Here is a 20,637-nt window from a genome sequence, read left to right on the forward strand (position 1 = left end):
CCGTCAGCGCCCGTTGCCCCGGATTCCGGTGGAGCGCAGATAGAAGCGGGCCGTCTGCGCGAGGAAGCGCAGGGGGTAGCCGGGGTCGGCGAGCTGGCGCTGGAGCTCACCGCCCAGCTCCGACAGCAGCGCCCGCAGCAGCGCCAGCTTGCCCGGGTCGTCCAGCGTGGAGGCGCGCCCCAGCGAGGGCAGGCGCCGCCGCCACGCCGGGCTGCTGGCCAGCGCGGCCCGCACCCCGTCGAGCAGGTCCAGCAGCGTGGGCGGCATCAGGCCGATGGAGATGGACAGCGCCTCCTCGGAGGCCTGCGCCATGTGCCAGTACCCGCCCGGGATGTAGATGAAGTCCCCGGCGCCCAGCGCGTGCGTCTCCACGGGCGTCTGCTCCTGCGCCGCCAAAGAGCCGCTGGGCACGGACTCCGGCAGGGGCACGGGGTGGAGCGTGTTCTCCCGCAGCAGGTAGTCCTTGCGGCCCGCCGTCTGGAGGATGAACACCTCCTCCGGGTCGCAGTGCCAGCCGAAGCCGTGGTGCCCCGCGGGCGTGCAGTAAATGTGCAGGTTGATGCGGCCGTGCAGCTCCGCGCTGAAGGCGCGCGCCAGTTGGGCCAGCTCCGGGTGGTGCTGGTCTGGCTGCCGCAGCGCCAGCGTGTAGCCCTGCGCGAACAGCTCCCGCGCCTCCTTCGCCGTCGTGGGCCGCGCGCCCGGGTAGGGCACGCCCTGGCGCGCGAGCAGCACGTCGCAGGCCGTCTCCTCGACGAGGAAGTCGATGGTCTCCCACGTCCCCAGGCGCTGGAGGCGCTCCGCGGCGGAGGCGCCGGTGAAGGGACGCCGCTGGTAGTGCTCCTGGAGGAAGCGCTCCCGCGGAAAGCCATTCAGCAGTTCATCGAGCAGCATGTGCGTTCAATCTGCTCAGGCGCCGCCGAGCTGCGCATCCGGGTGCGCGGCCCGCAGCCGCACCAGCGAGGCGAGGCAGCTCTGCCACTCCCCCTTGGCCAGCGAGCCGGTGAACTCCTCCAGCACCGGCGCCACCACGCGGGCGAAGGCCGCGTCGTCCAGGCCCAAATCCCGCACCAGCTCGATGACGCGGCGCTTGGCCGCGCTGGCGGACAGGCGCTTCTGCACCTCGCCCTCGCGAGCTTCCTTGGCGCGGCCCGGCGGCAGGCCGAAGAGCATCTTCCGCAGGAAGGTGCGCAGCGCGTCCACGTTGGCGAAGCGCTCCGTGCCACTGGCGGCCAGGGCCTCCTTGGCGCCCGCGGGCTTCCACCCCTCCGGCAGGTGCGTGGGCCGGTGCTTCTCCCAGAGGAGGCGCACCGCGAACAGGCCCACCTCGCGGTCCGCGCTCTGCATCAGCCACGCGAGCCGCTCGGCGCCGCCCAGCCGCGCGTAGTGCCGGCGGATGAGCTCCACCGCGACCTCGCGCGTGCTGCGTTTGGTGCTCTCCGTGAGGGAGAACACCTTCACCGGGTCCAGCTCCTCCGGCTGGAGCGTGTGCCGGGCGTCCGCGCCTTCCTCGCCCGCGCGCAGCAGGGCGTCATAGGCCAGGTTGCGGACCTCCTTCGCCTCGGCGTCCGCCAGCTCGTACACGCGCGTGTGCCAGCCCCAGGCGCGCAGCTCCGCGCGGGCAATGGCCAGGGCGAAGCGGCGCACGTCGTCACGCGAGTCGGTGAGCGCGGGCCACAGCAGCTCCGGCGTGTACGCCTTGCGCGGCGCGCGGGGCTTGAGGTTGTAGGACTTGGACTCCGGCTGCTCCGGCCCGATGACGGGGTGGTGGCAGCGCAGGTACGTCTGCGCGAAGGCGCGCACGGGCACCGGCTGCTTCGCGCCCAGGGCCAGCTCGAAGAGGCGCTCCAGGCCCGCGGCCGCGTCGCCCGCGTCACTGAAGTCCGCGGGGGCCACGTTCTCCAGCAGGTAGCGGTGCGCGAAGCCGTGCAGCTCCGGGTCGGCGCGGCGGGCCAGCGCCAGCAGCCAGGGCACGGTGAGCTGGCGCGCGGTGAACAGCTTGCGGTTGCCCAGCAGGCCCAGCGCCACGCCCCGGTACTTCGCGCTGAAGACGCGCGCCTTCACCTGCTCCACGTCCAGCCCGGGCAGGCTGTCGGCGCGCATGAGCGCCTGGGTCGCCATGTTGCCGATGCGGGGGTGGGCGGCCTTCTCCAGCAGCCACTCCGGACCGATGGCCGCGGCCGCGTAGGCCGACAGCGCCCGCATCGCCAGGCCCTCCACGGGGTGGGGCTTCTTCTGCAGCCGCGGGTCGTCCAGCAGCGCCTTCCAGAAGTCCGAGGGCAGCTCGGTGGCGCCGTACTTGGAGCCGATGAAGCCCTTCACCCAGTTGAGCTGCTCGCCGGTGCCCAGGTACATGTCGCGCAGGAAGTCCGCGGGCAGCTCCGCCCGGTCGAACGACTGCGCCAGCGCGCCCGCCGCGAAGCCCGACGTGGCCTTGTGCTGCAACAGCCGCCCCAGCAGCGCCACGCCCAGCTCGCGCGGGTTGCGCTTCTCCAGCGTGGCCGCGGCGAAGGACTTCACGTCCGGGGCGCCCTGGGCCACCAGCTCCTCCAGGCGCTCCGCCGGCAGGTCCTGCGCGTGGGCGCGGGCGTACTCGATGGCGTAGACGCGGGCCTTGGCGCTGGGGGACAGGAGCAGCGCCAGCACCGCCTCATGCAGGCCCAGCTCGCGCAGCCGGCCCTGGTGGAACTCGGGCGAGCCCTGCAGCGTCTCCACCAGGAAGTCGTGCGCGCTGCCCAGTGGCCGGCGGGCGAGCCGGTCCAGCCACGCGGGCGTCACCTTGCGCAGCGCCTCCGGGAAGTCCTTGCGCAGGCCCTGGATGGCGAAGCTGGCGGCGGGGTCCGACTCGCACACGTCCAACAGGCGCATCAGCGCGTCCGGCGAGCGCTTCCACGCGTCTGGGAAGGCGCGGTGCTTCACCATGTCCGCGGGCGGCGGCATGGCGAAGGAGTCCTGCGAGTACCTGCCGCTGCCGTGCGCCCAGAGGTGGTGGGCCACCCAGACGCCGTACCAGGAGGTGTCCGGCGTGTAGTGGCGCAGCACCTCCACCGCGAACTGCGGGTAGAGCTCCGGCACGGCGGCGCCCAGGTGGCGCAGGTAGCGCCACGCGCGGCGGCGCAGGTAGGTGAGGGTGCCGCCGGAGACCTCACGGCTGGCGCTGGGGCGGTGGCGCTCCACGTCGAAGCGCCAGGCGAGCACGCCGAACAGCTCCGCGTCGTGGTTGGCCTCCGCCAGCTTGTAGATGCGCTTGAGGCCGCCCCACAGGCCGAAGCGCAGGTCCGCGCGGCGGGCGATGTCCATCAGCGCCGCGCGCGAGGCCTGGGTGCCGCGCTGGTAGAGCGCCACCAGCAGGTCGGCCAGGGCCAGGCGGGGAGGGCGGGGCACGTCCTGCTGCGCCAGGTAGCGCTGCCACGCCTCGGAGGAGGCCTGACGCCGCCCGTCCGACTCGTAGTGCGCCCGGGCCTGGGTGAGCGTCCGGAGGAGCGCGTCGAAGGTGAAGGCGTCCTTCGGCAGCGGCTTTTCCGGTGTCTGCTCGGGCTGCTCGAGCAGGGCGAGGACGGCATCGGCCAGGTCAGGGGACTCGGCGCGGACCAGCCGCTCCAGGTCTGCCGCGCTCAGCGCATCGCTCGTGGACGTGGACATGGAGGGGGGATTTACCACGCTACTTCTTCCAGAACATCAACGCGTCGAACAGGTCCAGCCCGGGGCCCAGGGCGGAGCGGGAGCTGTTGTTCTCGAAGTACGTCAGGTCCACGAGCAGGGCGACGGCCAGCACCAGCTGCCGCAGCCGGAAGTCGGTGCACTGGGGCTGGAAGTCGAGGGTGAAGTTGTCCGCGGCGCTGAAGCTCTCCTGCAGGAAGCCGCTCCAGCGTTTGCGGACGACGGCCACCTCCACGTCATTCTGGAGGACGCGGAAGGTCCAGGGCCTGAACAGGGGCCCCTTCACGGTGGCGATGACGGCGCCGCCCGGGGTGACGATGTCCAGCTTGCGCCCCAGGAGGGTGAAGCGCTGCTGGATGCGCGCCATCAACCGGCCATCCCAGGCGAGGATGTCCGCCTTCGTGAGGAGGAGGCTCCAGGGGCGCTCCACGACGAGCGCCACGATGCCGCCCAGGGTCATGCAGTCCAGCCGGGCCTTGTAGAAGGGCCAGAAGGTCCGCTGGAGCATGCCGCCGAAGCCACGGGCCTCCTCCTCCACGTACAGCGCGACGCGGCCCATGTCGTCGCAGACCTCGTAGCGGTTGCGCGTCTGGGCTCCGAAGATGATTTCCAGGCCCTCGCGAAACTGCCGCATGCGCAGCGCGGGGGCCTCCATCATTCCTTGGAGCGCCATGCGCAGCTCGGTGCCCATGTGCTTGGGGTCTCCAGGGAGTCCCTTGCCCGCGCCGGAGGGCACCTCGACCTCGGAGAGCGGCTCCAGGGCCGCGCTGGCGGGCGCCTCGGGCTTGCGAGGCTCGCGGCCCCGCCAGTCCAGCTCCAGCTCGGTCGTGTCCGCGAGGGGGCGCTTGTCGCTCATTCACTTCACTCTAAGCCTGGGCCGGGCTCCCCGATAATCCCACCCCCGCTCAGGGCAGGGGCCGCGGCATCACCTGGATTTCGCGCTCCAGCGTCTCGCCCTCCGCGAGGAAGAGCTCCTCCCGGTGGACGGTGAAGCGGGCGGGCTTGCCTGCTTCTTCCAGCAGGACGATGAACGTGTACGTCCCACCTGGGAGCTGCTCGTACACCCACACGCCCTCCTGGCTCTTCGTGGACGGGCGGAGGTCGCCGAAGCGGGCCCGCGTGCGCAGCTCCCGAGCGGACACGGTCGGTGGCACCGTGTCCGCCAGCAGCGCCAGGTAGCGCCCTTCGCCCGGCCTGGCCGGAGGCATCCGGATGCCGAGCCGCATCGTGCCGCTGCCGGTGGCTTCCGTGAAGGCGAACGTCACCTTCCCCATGGGGGGAATCGTCACGCGCCGCGGGAGGAAGGTCACGACGCGGCCTTCCGCGTTCTGTCCCATGGAGGCCGACAGCGTGTAGGTGCCCGCCGGGACGTTCCGGGCCTGGAACGTCCCCAACGCCTCGTCTACCGAGGCGGAGTAGTCCCCGTCGTTGGCCACGAGCTGGACAATGGCTTCCGCGGGCTTTCCGTCGCGGTCCTTCAGGGTGCCTTCCACCTGGGCGCCCGGGGCGACTCGCAGCTCCAGTGTTTCGTCGCCGGTGCCAATGCGTTGGCGCAGCAGGGGGTGGCCCCGGTACGTCTGGACCAGCAGGTCCATCGGGCGTGCTTCCAGCGGGGCGAAGGCGAACGTCCCGTCCGTGCCGGTGGCCTCCGCGGCGATGGGCGCGACCTCCTTCGTCCAGCCCCCTTCATCGGGCAGGTGGGCCTCGACGACGGCGTCCGCGATGGGGCGCGACGTCTCCGCGTCCACCACCCGGCCGCGGACGTTGCGTCCGGCCTCCAGCAGCACCGCGCCCAGGTCCACGTCCTCGCCCGCGGACACCTGCACCTCGCGCATCGCGCGCGTCAGCCCGGGGGCCTCGAAGGTCAGCCGCTGCGTGCCCGCGAACTCGGCGGCGAGCTCGAAGGCGCCCTGGGGGTCCCGGAAGGACTGCTGGTCAATGGTGAAGCGGGTAATGGGGGAGCCATCCCCGCGCACCACGCGGCCGCGGATGCGGCCCTGGCTTCGCAGCATCAGCCGCACGTCGTCCGCCCCGGACCTCGCGAAGACCACGAATGGGGAGCGCCCGGCCACCGTGGGGCCCGGGGCTTCGAAGACATATCCGTCCTTCGACGCGCTCAGCGCGCACGCGCCCTCCGCCAGGTGGTGCAAGGTGAAGCGTCCCTCCGCGTCGCTGGAGGTGCCTTCGAAGACGCCGTCACGGGACCTTGGGAAGTTGTTCCCGTCCACCTGCGCGTCCGCCACCGGGCGTCCGTGTTCGTCCACGACGATGCCGGACACCGGGGCGCCCGTCTCCAGCCGCAGCGAGGCCTCCACGCGCTCCGTCCCCTGCACGGTGACGGTGCGCAGCGCCTTGGGCCCGCTGACGCCGAGGTCCGGCCCGGAAATCAGCGTGTACGTGCCCGGCCCCACCTCGGTGACGAGGAAGCGCCCCTCCGCGTCCGTTTCGGTTTCCTGGGAAGCCACCGCCTCGCGGGTGTCCACCAGGCTGAGCGTCATGCCGGAGATGGGCACGCCCTGGGTGTTCGTGACGACCCCCTCCACCTGGCCCGCCGCGCGCAGCGCCACGCTGAGCGCGGGGCCCGGCACGTCCACCCCCACCCGCTCCTCCACGTGTCCAGGGCGGGTGAGGACGAGCGTGTAGTCCCCAGGGTCGGGGAACGTGAGCTCGAAGCGGCCGTGTTCGTCCGAGGTGGTGGGGTCGACGTCTTCGCGGAAGGTCCCGGTCTCGACGTGAAGCTCGTCGTCCACGTCGATGTCCACGTCGGACAGGGGGTTGCCCTGGGCGTCGGTGACGGTGCCTTGGAGGAGGTGGGCGCGCGCGAGGGTGAAGTCCACGCGCTCACCGGGGCTGGCGACCACGTCACGGAGCTGTCCCTGGTGGCCGGGGGCCATGACGTTGAAGATGTAGGGCTCCATGCGCAGGGGGCCCAGCCGGAACCGGCCATCCTCCGCCGTGGTGACGTCGTCCGCGGGAGGCGCCCGTCCCCGGGCCGCGCCGGCGCCCACCCTGGCGCGAGCGATGGGGCGTCCGGACTCGTCACGCACCGAGCCCTCCACGTAGACGAGCGTGCCCAGCCGCACGGTGGCCTCCGCGTCTCCGCCTTCCTCGGTCAGCGCCACCGTGGCGAAGCCGTGCTCGCCTCGATGCGCCGCGCGCACCTCGTAGTCACCGGGCGCGAGTGGCTCGAAGGAGAAGCGGCCCTGGTCGTCCGTCACGGTGACATGCGGCGTGTCCTCCACGTGGACGTCCGCCCCGGGCACCGGCTTGTCCTGGGCGAGCACGCGGCCGGACAGCCGGCGCGGTGGATGAAGGACGATGGGGTCGAGCTGCTCCGCGTCCGCCTCTTGGCGCGACGCCGTGAGCAGGCCCTCGCGGGTGGCGACGACGGTGTAGTCGCCCGGCGGGAGGGGACCGAAGGCGAAGCGGCCGTCCGCGTCGGCCAGGGCCTCGAAGAAGCGGGCGTGGTCCTGGTGGAAGAGCGTCAGGCGCGCACCGGGCAGCGGTGTGCCGGACTCGGCGACGACGCGGCCTGGGAGGAAGTGGCCTGCTTCGAGCACGAGCTGCACGTCCTGGGCGTCGGTGCGGACCTCCAGGGCCAGCGTGGCGTGGCGCTCGCCGATGGCCCAGAGCGCCACCCTGCCCTCGGGGAGGTCTTCGAGCAGGAACGTTCCGTCCGCCGCGGTGCGGGCCTGGGCCACCACGGGCGCGGCGCCGTGGCCGGCTTCGACGAGCGCGCGCACCAGCTCCTCGGGCTCGCCGATGCAGCCTCCGGAGGACAGGGGCAGCGCCGGTGCGCGCGTGTCACATGGGCGCGCGGACAGGGACTCGCCGGGCATGTCGCGCGTGGCGGAGACCTGGATGCCCGCGGCGGGGCGGCGCCGCGAATCAAGCACGCGTCCGCGGAGCGAGTGGTCGCCACGCGGTGGGGGCGTCGGGACGCCGAGGTCGCGCCGTGCCGGGGTTCGCCGCGCGGTGGAGGTCGCTCGTTGCTCGCCGGTGTCCTCCGTCCGGTGGACGAGCGCCACGGCCAGCAGCAGCGCGAGCCCCCCGAGTGCGACCATCACCAGCGGCTGTCTGCGCATTGCGTCCCCCGGAGCGCGAGCCCCGCCTCGACCCCGGGGCGCATCTTTGCCCGGGGATTCAGGCTGGCGCTATGGGGTGGCGGTGCCGGGTGTCAGGGCCTCGATGCGTGCTTTTTCCGAGACGATGAGATTCCGGACGTGCTCGCGCAGGGACGCCACGTCGGTGAAGGCGCTGGGGTCGACGGGGGGCATGACCTGGACGTGGCAGCGGGAGGCGGTCTTCAGCACCAGGCCATGTTTGGGCAGGGTGCGCGCGGTGCCGGTGAGGACGATGGGGATGATGGGGCAGCGCTGCTTCAGGGCCAGCACGAAGGCGCCGTCCTTGAAGGGCTTCACGACGCCGTCGAAGGAGCGCGTGCCTTCGGGGAACATGAGGATGGGCACGCCGCGAGACAGCCAGTATTCGCAGGCCGCCATCATTTTGATGATGCTCGCCTTGTCGCCGCGCACCAGGGGGACGTAGCGGTTGAGCCGCATGTTCCAGCCGATGAGCGGCAGCTTGAAGTTCGACGCCTTGGAGACCCACTTGAAGGGGCGGTAGAGGCCGAAGAGGACCAGGATGTCGCCGAGCGACTCATGGTTGGCCACGAGCACGGCCGGGCCCCGCCAGGGCAGGTGTTCGCGGCCGTCGACCTCCAGGTGCCAGAGCGGGTTGACGTAGAAGTAGAGCTGCGCCCAGAAGCACGAATACAGGTGCAGGACGCGGCCGTCGCGGTCGAACGGCAACGTGACGGCCCACACGAGCGCGGCGCCCACGAAGAGCACGGCGCTGGAGAGCATCAGGAACGCCCAGAAGACGATGGAGAAGAGGAGTCGAATGGCGCGCAGTGTGCCACAGGCTCGCGGGGCGTGGGCTTGAACTTGGGGGCCCACGGGCGTCAGAGGTCCTTCCAGGAGCCCTCTTCCGTGCCGCGCCAACGTGCCCTGGCGCGGTGCATCCGCTCAATGTCAATGGTTGGTACAGACATTGGAAGCCCATGAAGCGTGTGTGAGGCTGTCTGGTAGGTTCGAGCCGGGAGGGCGCGCATTGCCCCGACTCGTTGCCATTCTTTACCTGCTGGTGGGGTTCGCTGTCCCGGCGCAATCCCTCACGGCCCCTCGCGAGCGTGTCGAGCGGCGCGTCATTCTCGCAGGCCCCGAAACGCAACAGCGGTTGTGGCGGCGGGCGGCGCTACGAAACGAAGCAACGCGGGTTGGGTTTGGCCCGGTGGCTGGCGCTGTCGTTGGTGGAGCGACTCGTGCTGCCCCGGCGCGTCAGGCCGTCCTCGATGCCATTGACGAGGTGAAGCGCTCCATGGAGGGCATTGACGCCGCGCGCGCTCGGCTTGCGTCGCATTCGCCCGCGCTCGGTGGCCGGGGACTCCATGGGGCGTTCACGCGCTACCTCGACCACGGCTCCAGGCAACGGGCCTGGCTCCGAGGAACGCTCGGGAGCGCCACCGCGTTGGTGGGAGTGGCGTCACAGGTGGAGGACTCCGACATGGAGCGGGGCCTCCTCCGCATGTCGGGGCCTCGCCTCCAGGCCGCGATGTTCGGAGCTTTGCTGCTGGCCACGTGGGTGGACTTCCTCCAACTCGCTGACGCCGTGCTCCGACAGTGCCCCGCCTATAGCGTCGAGAAGCTGTACGCGGACCTGCTTCGCGTTCAAGGCCTGATGGCTCCGACGCTGGCAGACCTCGCCTCGGGGGACTCGGAGCGCGTCGAAGTGGCGGCGACCGCGACGCCCGAGCTGATGGGGAAGCTGACCCACGAGTTCGACGCGATTCATCGAGGCGCCCGCGCGGCCATGGAGAACGGCGCCAAGCTCATGGTGGCGGCGCAGGTGGTGGAGATGTTCACCATGATTTCCGCGATGAAGTTGTCACTCCCCCGGTTGCCCTCAGCCGGACCCGCGACGCTCGGCGTGGGGCTGGTGATGAGTCCGGGTGGCGTCATGGTGGGCTCGCGGCTTGTCGTCTCCGCAGAGTGGGTGGAGATGATGCGAAGGCTGGTGCAGGCGGGCGTCCTCTCCGTTCCGGCTGTGAGCGCGGCCATTCGCATTCACGGCGGCCAGGTGATGATGGCCCAGGCGCATCAGGACCTGCCCAAGGGCGTGCGCGACGCGCTGGGCGACAGCCCCGAAGTGCGTGGCATGCGGGTGACAGGCAGGGCGGGCGCGGGCATGTCCGAGGCGCCGAAGCACCACGTCCTGCCGAAGGAGCACCGTGCGTGGTTCGAGGCGCGCGGCTTCAAGGGCGACATGGACATCGACCAGTTCTGCGTGCGGCTGGAGCGGGCCCACCATGAGGCGATTCACGGTGGAGGGAACTGGAAGCTGGGGCGAACCTGGCCTGGCGAGTGGAATCGGATGATCATGCGGCTTTTGGGCAAGGCCGAGAGAGAGACTGGCCGGAAATTGAACCGCAACGAGGTCCTGAACATTGTCGCTGAGAACATGAAGTTCTACGACATCCCGATGAAGTTCACCAAAGGGGGTGCCCGATGACCGACGGGCGTTCATGGCAGGGGAACTGGAAGGTTCGCCTGTACGAGCGAGTTCGCGCGCGTGGCTTCGATTCGCTCACGGCATTTGCCGACGCACGTCCAGCCATCCCGTTGACATATCTGGCCGAAGAGCTTGGCAAAGATGACATCGCGGGTGTGCAGGTCCTCAGGGGATTGCTCGCCGAGGCGGAACAGCGCAAGCGCGTCACGAGGTTTGTCCGAGATGTGCTCGTGCGACTGTTATCCCAGAACCTACCGAATGGGTGGCCGACCGTGATGGACGACGAAACGCGCTTCCAGGTCGGGAAGACGCTTGGTTCATGGTCTGCCTACATCCCCGATTCGTATGATGAGCGAGCGGATCAGGTCATGGCAGCGCTTCGCGCGACTCCGCCGCCTCCCGGCTGGCGCCCGCTCGGCCCTGACGACGAGCTGCTCCGAGCGCTCCTTCCCGACGAAGAAGCCTGAGCGACAGCGGCGGCACCTGTCAGGTCAATGAAGGAGCCGCGGCGCATTCCAGGGAGCCGCCGCTGTCGGAAGGTACTTCCAACACCTGTGCCTCGGCGCGGTGCATCCGCGCGCCGTGGCGCGCGGCCAAGGGCCGGTCCACCCAGCGGAAACCATGAAGCGCGAGTGAGGCTGTCTGGTAGGTTCGAGCCCGGAGAGCGCGCATTGCCCCGACTTGTTGCCATTCTTTACCTGCTGGTGGGGTTCGCCGCCCCGGCGCAATCCCTCACGGCCCCACGCGAGCGCGTCGAACGGCGCGTCATTCTTTCCGGCAATCCCTCCGAGCCGGTGCCGGAGATTCGAATCGCCGCTGGCACCACCACCCTGCTGCGCTTTGACGCGCGCCTCGACCGTGGCACGGTCGAGGTCGAAGGGCGCGAGCGCCTCCAGTTCGTGGATGCCGGAGAGCGAGTCCTCGTGCTGGAGCCCATGATGGACCTGGGCTCCGGGGAGCGGTTGCTGCTTCGCGTGCGCTACGCGGACGACGCCGTCCCCGCGCAGGGCGTCTTCGCGCTCGTCTCCAGCGCGTCCGAGGTGGATGTCCGGGTGGATCTCTTCCGGCGGCGTGACTCCATCGAGGTGCTGCGGGCCGAGCTGGCGGACGCGCGGGCACGGCTGGTCGCCAAGGAGGCTGAGCTGGGTGCGCTCCACGCTCGCTGTCAGGCCAGCGGCCCCGCGGGACTCGTGCTGGCCGGGCTCCTGGACGAACGCGGCGTGGACGGTCGTACGCTTGTGCGCGTTCTTGCGACGAAGCCCGGGCTGGGCCTGGTCTATGAGAAGGGGATGGTGCTCCACGCCAAGGCCTGGTCCGTGGTCTCCCTTCGCGTGCGGAACACAGGCGCGGAGCAGTGGACCGCAACGACGGCGGAGTTGGTCAGTCTCTCCAGTGGAGAGCGCGTCGAGGTGGTGGCCGTCAGGATGCAGCAGCCTGTGATTGCTCCAGGCGACACGGGGCACGTCGTCATCGAGGTGAAGAACCCACCGGCGAGCGCTGGAGCAGCGTTCCATCTGGAAGTAGGGGATGGCGCGGGGCGGGGGCGGACGCTCGCTCTTCGTGTGATGTTGGGAGGGACTTCAAAGTGATTGCCATGTACCACCCCGCGCAGCTCCAGCCCGGCCAGATGCTGGACGGGTGGCGCGTCATTCGACTGCTGGGAGCGGGCACCTACGGCGCCGTCTACCGGGTCGAGAAGAATGGCCAGCACTTCGCGATGAAGCTGGCCATGCACCGCGCCAGCAGCGGCGACGCGGAGCAGGCGGACGCGCGGCTGAAGCGGGAGCTGGGGTGTCTGGTCCACCTGTCGCACCCGAACATCATCGCCTCCAGGGCTCACGGCCGGTGGCCAGACCTCGTCACGGGCTGGCTCTACGTCATCCTCGACCTCGTGGAGGGGTACACCCTGGCCGAGTGGGTGGAGCGCATGCACCCCACCGCCCAGGAGGTCACCCGCGTCTTCGGGAAGCTGGCGGCGGCCCTGGACTACATGCACGGGCGCGGCGTCTTCCACCGGGACTTGAAGCTGGGCAACATCATGGTGCGCGCTGCGGATGGTGAACCGCTCATCCTCGACTTCAGCGCGGGCGACTACGCCCACGCCGAGGACCTGACGGACGCGCCGCTCCCACCCGGCACGCGGCGCTACCGCACGCCGGAGGCCTTCCGGTTCCTGCGCGAGAACGGCGACAAGCGTGACGCTCGCTACGAGTTCAAGGTGGCGGACGACATCTACGCGCTGGGCGTCTGCCTCTTCGACGTGTTGACGGCGCCCGAACCCGTGAGTGGCGTCTTCAGGGCGCCCGTCGAGGGCCGCTGGATGCCGCCGCCCGCGCGGACGTTGAATCCGCGCGTGCCGGGGCCGCTGAGCGACGTGGCCATGACGTTCATCGCGCGCAAGCCGGAGCATCGGCCCCCAACGGCGGAGGTGCTGCGGCGCAGACTGGAGGCCTTCGCCACGGAGGCGGGGCCGGAGTGGACGGTGCCCCTGCATGCCCCGGCGGCGAAGCCGCGCCTCGACCCGGCGACAGGCGCCGAGGAGCCCGTACCGCCGCGTCCGCGTCCCCGGAGGTGGGCCGTCCTGGCCGGGGCCGTGTTGGCCGTGGGCCTGGCCGCCGGGCTCTCCATGATGAGCGCTGCTCCCCCAGAGGCGCCCGAGAGGGCGGACGGCGCCGCGCCCGCGAGTCGTCCGACGCGGGACGCGGGGACCGTGGCCCTGGCCGAATCACCCGCGCCGTCGTCCCCACTCGTGGTGGATGCCGGCGTGTCACGGGACGCCGGTGCCGCGCCTCCTGTGCCCACCACTTCATCCGCTGGGGTAGCGTCGCCCCGGCAAGTCCCTGTCCAGAAGGAAAGTCCCGCCGTGAAGCGTGCCCCCACCGTCACCAGCTCGTCCGAAGCTCCGGCCAAGAAGGCCCTCTCCACCGGAGGAAGCAGGGCGGAGTTCCTCAAGAAGTGCGCAGCCGCCAGCGCCGCCGTGGCCTTGCAGCTCGGGTGCCCGAGCAGCTCCCAGGTGCGCCCCGCCTCGGCGGAGTGCCCCACCGAGGCGCGGGCGGCCATGAAGAAGCTGGGTTTTTTTGCGACGCGCGGCACTGGCGCCGTCTATGTCACCCTCGACCTGCGGCAGCCAGGGCGCGCAGATGAGCTTGGGGTGTTCGGCGACGGCCCCGTGCGCGGTGTCGTTGAAGAAGGGTGGGATGCCATGCCCACGGGCACGATTCTCTACGGCCAGCTCTGGACGGGGGACGGGCGTCTCTATGCCCGCTATACCCGGGCCGAATATCCAGACGGGAACACCTATCCCGTGTGCCTGGTCATTGGGGAAAATGGACCGGAGGAAGGGGCAGAGGGGTCGGTGCCGGGAGCCGTCATCTTCAACCGCACCGAACCGACCTTCCCCGTGCAACACTGGCCATGAGCGCGAATGTAAAGAGAGTTTGCAATCCATGAAGGACAACGGACTGGGAGTGAATTCGGGGCGCTGGGCGGTGGCGACCCGTGACGTCATTCACTCTGGAGACGACTGGCGGTAGCCTGCTGTCTGTCTTTGCGCGGCGTCGCTCGCGAAGGCGTCACGGAGACCTTCTTCATGTCCAATGGTGATGACCCTCGGCCCCCCGAGGGCGCGGTCCTCTTTTACAATGGGGACACCGCGTATGAGTTCCTCCAGAACCTCGGCCTGGGCCGCAATGGCGAGCGCCTCATGCTTGCTCGGCCGCGCACCCCTTCCGGCTACCAGTCCAAGGTGCTGCTCAAGTGTGTGGTCCTGCCGGAGGCGAAGTTCCTGGAGATGTATCCACGCGCCCGGGCGCGGCTGGAGGAGGAGACGCGGCTGGCGCGGTTCCTCCATCACCCCAACATCGCCCGGGTCCATGGCCTCTTCGAGATGAAGTACGGCCTGTGCGCCGTCCTGGAGTCCGTGGAGGGCTTCAGCCTGGACACGCTGCTGGCCATCGCCCAGACGCGGGGCAGCTATTTCTCGGAGGCCTTCGTCCTGTATGTGTTCGCGGAGGTCGCGGGAGCCCTGGCCTACGCGCACTCGCGGACGGACGACGCTGGCGTGCCGCTCGGCATCGTCAATCGCGACATCAACCCCGCGCGCATCCGCTTGCGCCCGAATGGCGGCGTGGCGCTGACGGACTTCGGCGTGGCCTTCTCCCGGCTCGCGGGCCGCATCGCCACGTCGCTGCCGCGTCCCAGGGGAGATGTCATCTACGCCGCCCCGGAGGCCATGCTGGGGGAGGCCGTGGACGCGCGCGGGGACCTCTTCTCCCTGGGGCTGACGATGCTGGAGTTCGCGACCGGCAGGCACCTGTACGACCCGGCGGACCTGAAGATTTCGGAGGCGGAGTCGCGCCTCTCCCCCGCGGAGCATGAGCGCGTCCTGCGCGCCTCCATCACCCTCATGGAGACAGGGCAGCCACTCCATGTGGAGGACGCCATCTGGTGTGCCATGGTGTATCGCGCCCCAGACATCGGCCGTGCGGCCTTCGGCGTGTCCAAGCACCTGCGCGCCATCTTCTACACGCTGCTGCGCCGCAAGCCCGCGGACCGCATCCCGTCAGCGGCCGAGCTGGAGACCGCCATTCGGGCCCGGTTGTCGCAACTGGGGCCCTACGGCGCGGAGGACGCGGTGAAGGAGGTCCAGCGGGCGCTCCTCGAAGCGGGCGAGGCGCTGGAAGAGTTGAGCCTGGTGGACGATGAAGGCGGCTTCGTTCCGGCGGACTGGCGCGAGCACCCGGACACCGTCGAGACGCGGCCGGGAAGCTACATCTCGGATGAGCTGACGACGGCGCCCGGGGCGCGTCGGGCCGGGAAGACGCCACCGGCCGCCTGACGTCGACACTCCAATCCCTTCACCGAAACGGAAGCACTACCGGCCCGGCGTGACGCGCTGAGCGGGGTGGAAGGCGCGTGTCATTTCTTCCCCCAGGAGGGGGCATTCACGGGAGTCGTGTATGCGTTGGATGCGGAGTCGTGCTGCCGTACTGGTGTTGCTCTTGGCCCCCTTGCTGGGATGGGCCTCGGAGCCTCCCGTCCCAGAGGAAGAGGCAGATTCCGCCTCGACGGCACCTCCCGCGCGTGGGTGGCACACCCTGACGCGCGTGGAGGCGACGACGTTTGCGTTGCTTCCTCGCGCGGGCGCGGGTGGTGACGCCGGCTTCATCCAGGTGGAGCCCACCCTCATCATCGACGGCGGCCCCGAGTTCGGAGTGAACGTGGGCGCACCCGTGCGCTTTCGCCTGTGGGGTGGTGGTGAGGGCGCGGGCTTCGTGCGGCGGGAGGACTGGGACTCCCTTTCGGACTGGGGGCAGCTCGTGCGTGGCCTCAAGTTCGGCTCGGACGACGCGCCCCTGGGCGTCTGGTTCGGCGCCTTGGAGGGACACAGACTCCTCTCCGGGCATCTGGTCCGTCGCTACTCCAACCGGACGAATCCGGACTACCACCCGGCCGGGGGCTTCTTCACCGGCACCGTCGGCCCGCTCTACGCGGAAGCCTTCGCCTCGGACGTGCTGGGCGCGCGGTTGATGGGGGCGGAGCTCTCCCTGGACATGGAGCACCTCTTCTTCGGCAAGCCCGAGGAGCACGGACGCTACACATTGGGCCTGTCCGCCGTGCATGACTGGGGGCGCGCGGGTGGCCACGCGCCAACGGTGACGCTGGCTCACGTCGACGCAACGGCGGTGGTGGTGGTGCGACCTGACTACGAGGTCCACCTGGTTGGGGGCTGGGGTGGCCGTCCTGGTGCGAGCGGCGCATGGGGGGCCGTGGTGGGCGCGGGGGTGGACGCAGGGACGGAGCGGCTCGACCTGCGACTTCGGCTGGAGGCGCGGCGCCAGCACGGCGGTTTCCGGCAAGGCTTCTTCGGCGCGGACTACGAGCTGGCGCGCTTCCAGGCAGCGGGCCCTGACGGTGGGCCCATCGCGGGTGCTGCCTTCCCGGACGGCTACTCCGCCTTCGGGGAAGCGGAAGTGGGCTGGGATGCCGTCCATTACGGGGGCCTCTCCAGGCACCTGCGACTGTCGCTGGGCGCGGAAGCTTTCTCCTGGGGGCGCTTCGACGTGGACGGGCGTGTGGCGGTGCAGCTCTTCGCGCGCAGCCTGGAGGTGGCGTTGAAGGGGCTCGGAGTCGGCATGGGACAGCCCGGAGCGCGCTACCTCGGTGCGGCGGAAGTGCGCTGGCGATTCCTGGGCGGGAGGCTTTACGCGATGGGGACGGGCGGCACGCTGCTCTTCCCCTCGGCGGAAGGGACGCTGCGGCCGGGGGCCTTCGCCTCGGTGGGGCTGGGGGTGGACCATGCGCGCTGACGCTCTGCTGTTGTGGATGGCGGTGCTGGCCACGGGCTGCGCTTCGGTGCCGCATGCTCTTGGGCGCGGCGGAACGCTGCGCTACACGCCGCGCGTGGCGGCTACGTCCCCCGCGTGGGACGAAGTGCCGAGCGATGAGCCCTCACGCTCCCCTGCCGCTCCTCCGTCTTCTATTTCAGGGGCCGAGGTGCACCCACGGCGGCTGCGTCGCCAGGGACCACGCCACGACGCAACGGAAGCCGGGCCTGACACCGTGTCCGGAGCTGCCGGGGGTGGAGTGCGGAGCGGCGCAGCGGCGCGTCAGTCAGTCCTCGACGCCATTGCCGAGGTGAAGCGCTCCCTGGAGGGCAGCGAGGCCGTACACGCTCAACTCGCGTCGCGTCCACCCGCCTTCGGTGGCCGGGGACTCCCCGGAGTGTTCACGCGCTACCTCGACCATGGCCCCAAGCAACGGGTGTGGCTCCGAGGCGCGCTGGGGAGTGCCACCGCGCTGGTGGGAGTGGCGTCACAGGTGGGGGATTCCGACATGGAGCGGGGCCTCCTCCGCATGTCGGGGCCTCGGCTTCAGGCCGCGATGTTCGGAACGCTGTTGCTGTCCGCGTGGGTGGACTTCCTTCAACTCGCTGACGCACTGCTCCGCGACTGCCCCATGTGCAGCTCCGAGAAGCTGTTCGTGGACCTGCATCGCGTCCAAGGCTTGATGGAGCCCTCCCTGGCCGACCTCGCCTCGGGGGACTCGGAGCGCGTCGAAGGGGCGGCGATCGCGATGCCCGCGCTGATGGGGGAGCTGACCCGCGAGTTCGACGCGATTCATCGGGATGCGCGCTCGGCCATGGAGTTCGGCGGCAAGGTCATGGTGGCGGCGCAGGTGATGGAGCTGGTTGCCATGGTTTCCACGCTGAAGCTGTCACTCCCTCGGCCACCCCCAGCAGCCTCCGCGACGCTCGGCGTGGGGCTCGTGATGAGTTCGGGTGGTGTCATGGTGGGCTCGCGGCTTGTCGTCTCCGCGGAGTGGGTGGAGATGATGCGAGGGCTCGTGCAGGCGGGCGTCATCTCCCTCCCAGCCGTCAGCGCGGCCATCCGCATCCACGGCGGACAGGTGCTGATGGCCCAGGCGCACCAGGACTTGCCCAAGGGCGTGCGCGACGCGCTGGGTGACAGCCCCGAAGTGCGCGGTATGCGGGTGACAGGCAGAGCGGGCGCGGGCATGTCCGAGGCGCCGAAGCACCACGTCCTGCCGAAGGAGCACCGCGAGTGGTTCGAGGCGCGCGGCTTCAAGGGGGACTTGGACATCGACCAGTTCTGCGTTCGGCTGGAGCGGGCCCACCATGAGGCGATTCATGGTGGGGGAAACTGGAAGCTGGGGCGCATATGGCCCGGCGAGTGGAACCGGATGATCATGCGCGTACTGAGCAAGGCTGAGAGCGAGACAGGCCGAGTGTTGACTCGGAATGAGATCCTGAAGATCGTCGCAAGGAACATGAGAACCCATAAGCTCCCGATGAACTTCGTTCCTGGGAGAAGTCGATGAGCGAGGATCGTTCCTGGCAGGGGAACTGGAAGGCCCGCCTCTATGAGCGAGTCCGCGAGCGCGGCTACAACTCGCTGACGGCCTTCGCCAATGCGCGGCCTGCTATCCCGCTGTATCTCCTGGCCGACGAGCTTGGGCGGGACGACATCGCGGGAGTACAGGTGTTGAGCGGGCTCCTCGACGAAGCGGAGCGACAAAGGCATGTCACACGCTTTGTTCGCGACATGCTCGTGCGCGAGCTGTCCGAGAGCCTCCCTGACGGTTGGCCGACCGTGATGGATGATGATAGCCGCTTCGAGGTCGCCCAAGCGCTCGGCTGCTGGTACGGACACGTACCAGAGTCCCACCAAGAGCGTGCCGAGCAAGTCATGGCAGCGCTTCGCGCGACTCCTCCTCGTCCTGGCTGGCGTCCGCTCGGCCCTGACGACGAGTTCCTCCGGGCGCTCCTCCCCGACGAAGAAGCCTGAGCGTCAGCGGCGCGAAGCACGGGCCGCGCCGACAGCCCTCCCATGACCGCGCTTTCGCGCCCACAGATTTAACTCGGCTTAATTCAACGGGAGCGTGGCCGGGCGCGATACTCGGTTCATCGGGGCCGTGGAGGCCCAGAGGGGGAATTCCATGTCACGCATCCAGAGCCATTCATTCTTCATACCGTCGTCGACTCCGACGGCGCCGCAGTGTACCCCCGCGACGCGGGAAGAAGGGGTGAAGGAGGCGCCGCCCGCACCTCCGCGCAACCCCGTGCGAGACATCTTCGAGCACGTGGTGAGCCTCGATGCGCTGAGGCGCTTGCAGGGACTGGCGATGCAGGTGAACGTGGCGCCCCACTGCGCCGTCCCGCCGACCCAGCCGCGGGGCGGTCCGCCCTCGCTGACCGACGCCACGGACGTAGCCAGCGTCGCCTTCAATCAGAGCGACCGCGCCGATGATGGCCCCGTCACGCGCCTGCAGCAGTTCCTCGAGGGCGCGGGTTACCTGGACATGGGCGGCGCCGATTACGGCACGTTCGGGCGCCTGACGCAGGCGGCCCTGATGGCCTTCCAGACCGCCGAAGGCCTCAGCCCCGCGGATGGCACCATGAGCCCGGCCACGCTCGCCGCCATGCAGCGCCCCCAGCACCCGGCCACGGACCCCACGATGTCCTCCCTGGCCCAGGCCTACGCGCCGCAGCTCGGGCGGCCCATGAGCCCGCTGGAGCCGGGCAGGGATGGCGCGATGGTGCAGCAATTCGAGCACGGCACCCTCACGCGCCTGCCGGGGGGCGAGGTGCGAGTGCAGGACCTGAACGGCGAGGACCTGGTGCCCCCCGTGTCCCCGAGCACCGTCTCGACGCTGGAGGAGGCGACGGCCTTCCACGTCGCCCAGTGTGGTGCGGAGGGCTACAGGGACTTCAACGACGGCAGCAAGTACTACGGCGGCAATGACTGCGGCCCGGCCTCGGTGGTCATCGCGGCGACGGCCGTGGGCGCGATGGCGCCTCCGGGCGCGGCCGGCGCGGGCGAGGCCATCGACACGGTGCGGGAGAACATCCTCGACGATCCGAACTCGAACACGTCCGTGACGATGACCGTGACTCAGGTGGCCGAGGGCGTGACGGACGCGGGCGCCGTGGCCACCGTCGTAGGCTCGGCGGACGTCGACATGGCGGCCGTGGACGCCGCGCTCTCTCGCGGGCATCCCGTCATCCTCGGAGGCAATCCCTTCGGTAACGACCCCGACCACCAGGCCTGGGGACCCACGGCGCGGGCCGATGACAACTACCTGATGGGCGAGAACTTCGGTGGCCACTGGGTCACCGTGACGGGCATGACGGAGTCGGGCAACTACATCGTCAATGACCCGCTCTGCCCCAACGGCCCCATCGAGGTGACGCCGGAGCAGATGGCCGAGTACGTGGATGGCAACCTCGGCATGGTGGAGGTGAGTCCCATGCCCGTTCCCGTGTCGTGATGCAGGGCCGGGGTCCGGCCGCGGAGCCAGGGCTGTAGTAGCGTCGCCTGTCAGCCGGAGAGGACATGATTCCTCCGGCTGACACACGCGTGAAGGGCGTCCATGGCAACCCTGAAACAGGTCGCGTTCCAGATGGCGAGGACTCCCGCTTCAGGTGCCCTGGTGCGCTTCGGCTTCGCGCACGCGGACCGGCTCCTGCCGCTCACCTCCGTGGCGCGCTCGGCGCATGCCGCCCTCTACCGCCACCCGCGTCCGGTCTACGGCACCTTCCACCACATCGCCGTCCCCCTGCATGGCGTGCCGGATGTCTTCGCCCTGGCGCACCCGCGCCATGCAGGGCTCCGCGCGGGCCTCTTCGCGCTCATCGCCAGCGCCCGGCAGCAGGCCCCGTCCTCGGTGCTCGTCAACGCGGGCCCGCGCCAGGACGTCGGGCAGGTGCACTTCCACCTCACGGACGGCGCGCCCTTCAGCGACGCCGTCCGCTCGGAGGCCCTTACGTGGCCGGACTGGGACGAGGCCGTCCGCGCGCTGACCTCCGTCCCCAGCATCCAGGAGCGTTATCGCGCCGGCTTCTCCCTGCTCCAGGACGCGGGGGACCCACGGGTGCGCCTCATCTGAGGC

At 70.2% G+C, this 20,637-nt stretch carries 15 protein-coding genes; 10 read left to right on the forward strand and 5 right to left on the reverse strand.

Features of this window, described 5'->3' with window-relative positions:
* Positions 1 to 3 precede the first annotated feature (3 nt).
* The 5 genes from KGD87_RS27330 to KGD87_RS27350 form a co-directional block, all read right to left on the reverse strand.
* On the reverse strand, positions 4 to 891 hold the full coding sequence (locus tag KGD87_RS27330; protein WP_284663772.1) for a cupin domain-containing protein: 888 nt from the start codon (positions 889 to 891) through the stop codon (positions 4 to 6).
* Positions 892 to 906: 15 nt separating this feature from the next.
* Positions 907 to 3,639: a hypothetical protein gene (locus tag KGD87_RS27335; protein ID WP_284663774.1), complete on the reverse strand. Its 2,733-nt coding sequence runs from the start codon at positions 3,637 to 3,639 to the stop codon at positions 907 to 909.
* A gap of 19 nt (positions 3,640 to 3,658) precedes the next feature.
* On the reverse strand, positions 3,659 to 4,513 hold the full coding sequence (locus KGD87_RS27340) for a phospholipid scramblase-related protein (RefSeq protein WP_163779737.1): 855 nt from the start codon (positions 4,511 to 4,513) through the stop codon (positions 3,659 to 3,661).
* Positions 4,514 to 4,562: 49 nt separating this feature from the next.
* A complete protein-coding gene (locus KGD87_RS27345; protein WP_284663776.1) occupies positions 4,563 to 7,742 on the reverse strand; it encodes a carboxypeptidase regulatory-like domain-containing protein in 3,180 nt (1,059 codons plus the stop codon).
* Positions 7,743 to 7,811: 69 nt separating this feature from the next.
* The gene (locus KGD87_RS27350) at positions 7,812 to 8,522 is read right to left on the reverse strand and encodes a lysophospholipid acyltransferase family protein (protein WP_502888047.1); all 711 of its coding nucleotides are present in this window, start codon (positions 8,520 to 8,522) and stop codon (positions 7,812 to 7,814) included.
* Positions 8,523 to 9,036: 514 nt separating this feature from the next.
* Here KGD87_RS27350 and KGD87_RS27355 point away from each other — a divergent pair.
* From KGD87_RS27355 to KGD87_RS27400, 10 genes are all read left to right on the forward strand, one after another.
* Positions 9,037 to 10,227: a DUF2380 domain-containing protein gene (locus tag KGD87_RS27355; RefSeq protein ID WP_284663777.1), complete on the forward strand. Its 1,191-nt coding sequence runs from the start codon at positions 9,037 to 9,039 to the stop codon at positions 10,225 to 10,227.
* Positions 10,224 to 10,694 carry an NUDIX hydrolase gene (locus KGD87_RS27360; RefSeq protein ID WP_284663778.1) on the forward strand — a complete coding sequence of 157 codons (471 nt, stop codon included), beginning with the start codon at positions 10,224 to 10,226 and terminating at the stop codon, positions 10,692 to 10,694. The genes KGD87_RS27355 and KGD87_RS27360 overlap by 4 nt, the downstream gene beginning before the upstream one ends.
* Before the next feature lie 204 nt (positions 10,695 to 10,898).
* A complete protein-coding gene (locus KGD87_RS27365) occupies positions 10,899 to 11,816 on the forward strand; it encodes a DUF2381 family protein (protein WP_284663779.1) in 918 nt (305 codons plus the stop codon).
* A gap of 5 nt (positions 11,817 to 11,821) precedes the next feature.
* Positions 11,822 to 13,645, forward strand: a complete 1,824-nt coding sequence (locus KGD87_RS27370; RefSeq protein ID WP_284663780.1) for a serine/threonine protein kinase — start codon at positions 11,822 to 11,824, stop codon at positions 13,643 to 13,645.
* A gap of 171 nt (positions 13,646 to 13,816) precedes the next feature.
* The gene (locus KGD87_RS27375; RefSeq protein WP_284663781.1) at positions 13,817 to 15,064 is read left to right on the forward strand and encodes a serine/threonine protein kinase; all 1,248 of its coding nucleotides are present in this window, start codon (positions 13,817 to 13,819) and stop codon (positions 15,062 to 15,064) included.
* 121 nt (positions 15,065 to 15,185) lie between these two features.
* Positions 15,186 to 16,535: a hypothetical protein gene (locus KGD87_RS27380; protein ID WP_284663782.1), complete on the forward strand. Its 1,350-nt coding sequence runs from the start codon at positions 15,186 to 15,188 to the stop codon at positions 16,533 to 16,535.
* Between the two features lie 415 nt (positions 16,536 to 16,950).
* Complete coding sequence (locus KGD87_RS27385; RefSeq protein WP_350100006.1) at positions 16,951 to 18,066, forward strand: DUF2380 domain-containing protein; 1,116 nt, start codon at positions 16,951 to 16,953, stop codon at positions 18,064 to 18,066.
* Entirely contained in the window at positions 18,063 to 18,533 is a 471-nt protein-coding gene (locus KGD87_RS27390) for an NUDIX hydrolase (RefSeq protein ID WP_284663786.1), read from the forward strand. Before KGD87_RS27385 ends, KGD87_RS27390 begins: the two co-directional genes overlap by 4 nt.
* 151 nt (positions 18,534 to 18,684) lie before the next feature.
* Positions 18,685 to 20,016: a peptidoglycan-binding protein gene (locus KGD87_RS27395; RefSeq protein ID WP_284663787.1), complete on the forward strand. Its 1,332-nt coding sequence runs from the start codon at positions 18,685 to 18,687 to the stop codon at positions 20,014 to 20,016.
* A gap of 102 nt (positions 20,017 to 20,118) precedes the next feature.
* On the forward strand, positions 20,119 to 20,634 hold the full coding sequence (locus KGD87_RS27400) for a hypothetical protein (RefSeq protein WP_284663789.1): 516 nt from the start codon (positions 20,119 to 20,121) through the stop codon (positions 20,632 to 20,634).
* Positions 20,635 to 20,637 lie beyond the last annotated feature (3 nt).

Origin of the sequence: Myxococcus sp. SDU36, from assembly GCF_030168875.1 — a bacterium.
Lineage (GTDB): Bacteria > Myxococcota > Myxococcia > Myxococcales > Myxococcaceae > Myxococcus > Myxococcus vastator.

Coding starts and splice junctions, on each gene's coding strand:
- KGD87_RS27330 (WP_284663772.1), bottom strand. CDS start 891: ATGCTGCTCGATGAACTGCTGAATGGCTTTCCGCGGGAGCGCTTCCTC.
- KGD87_RS27335 (WP_284663774.1), bottom strand. CDS start 3,639: ATGTCCACGTCCACGAGCGATGCGCTGAGCGCGGCAGACCTGGAGCGG.
- KGD87_RS27340 (WP_163779737.1), bottom strand. CDS start 4,513: ATGAGCGACAAGCGCCCCCTCGCGGACACGACCGAGCTGGAGCTGGAC.
- KGD87_RS27345 (WP_284663776.1), bottom strand. CDS start 7,742: ATGCGCAGACAGCCGCTGGTGATGGTCGCACTCGGGGGGCTCGCGCTG.
- KGD87_RS27350 (WP_502888047.1), bottom strand. CDS start 8,522: ATGCTCTCCAGCGCCGTGCTCTTCGTGGGCGCCGCGCTCGTGTGGGCC.
- KGD87_RS27355 (WP_284663777.1), top strand. CDS start 9,037: ATGGAGGGCATTGACGCCGCGCGCGCTCGGCTTGCGTCGCATTCGCCC.
- KGD87_RS27360 (WP_284663778.1), top strand. CDS start 10,224: ATGACCGACGGGCGTTCATGGCAGGGGAACTGGAAGGTTCGCCTGTAC.
- KGD87_RS27370 (WP_284663780.1), top strand. CDS start 11,822: ATGTACCACCCCGCGCAGCTCCAGCCCGGCCAGATGCTGGACGGGTGG.
- KGD87_RS27375 (WP_284663781.1), top strand. CDS start 13,817: ATGTCCAATGGTGATGACCCTCGGCCCCCCGAGGGCGCGGTCCTCTTT.
- KGD87_RS27380 (WP_284663782.1), top strand. CDS start 15,186: ATGCGTTGGATGCGGAGTCGTGCTGCCGTACTGGTGTTGCTCTTGGCC.
- KGD87_RS27390 (WP_284663786.1), top strand. CDS start 18,063: ATGAGCGAGGATCGTTCCTGGCAGGGGAACTGGAAGGCCCGCCTCTAT.
- KGD87_RS27395 (WP_284663787.1), top strand. CDS start 18,685: ATGTCACGCATCCAGAGCCATTCATTCTTCATACCGTCGTCGACTCCG.
- KGD87_RS27400 (WP_284663789.1), top strand. CDS start 20,119: ATGGCAACCCTGAAACAGGTCGCGTTCCAGATGGCGAGGACTCCCGCT.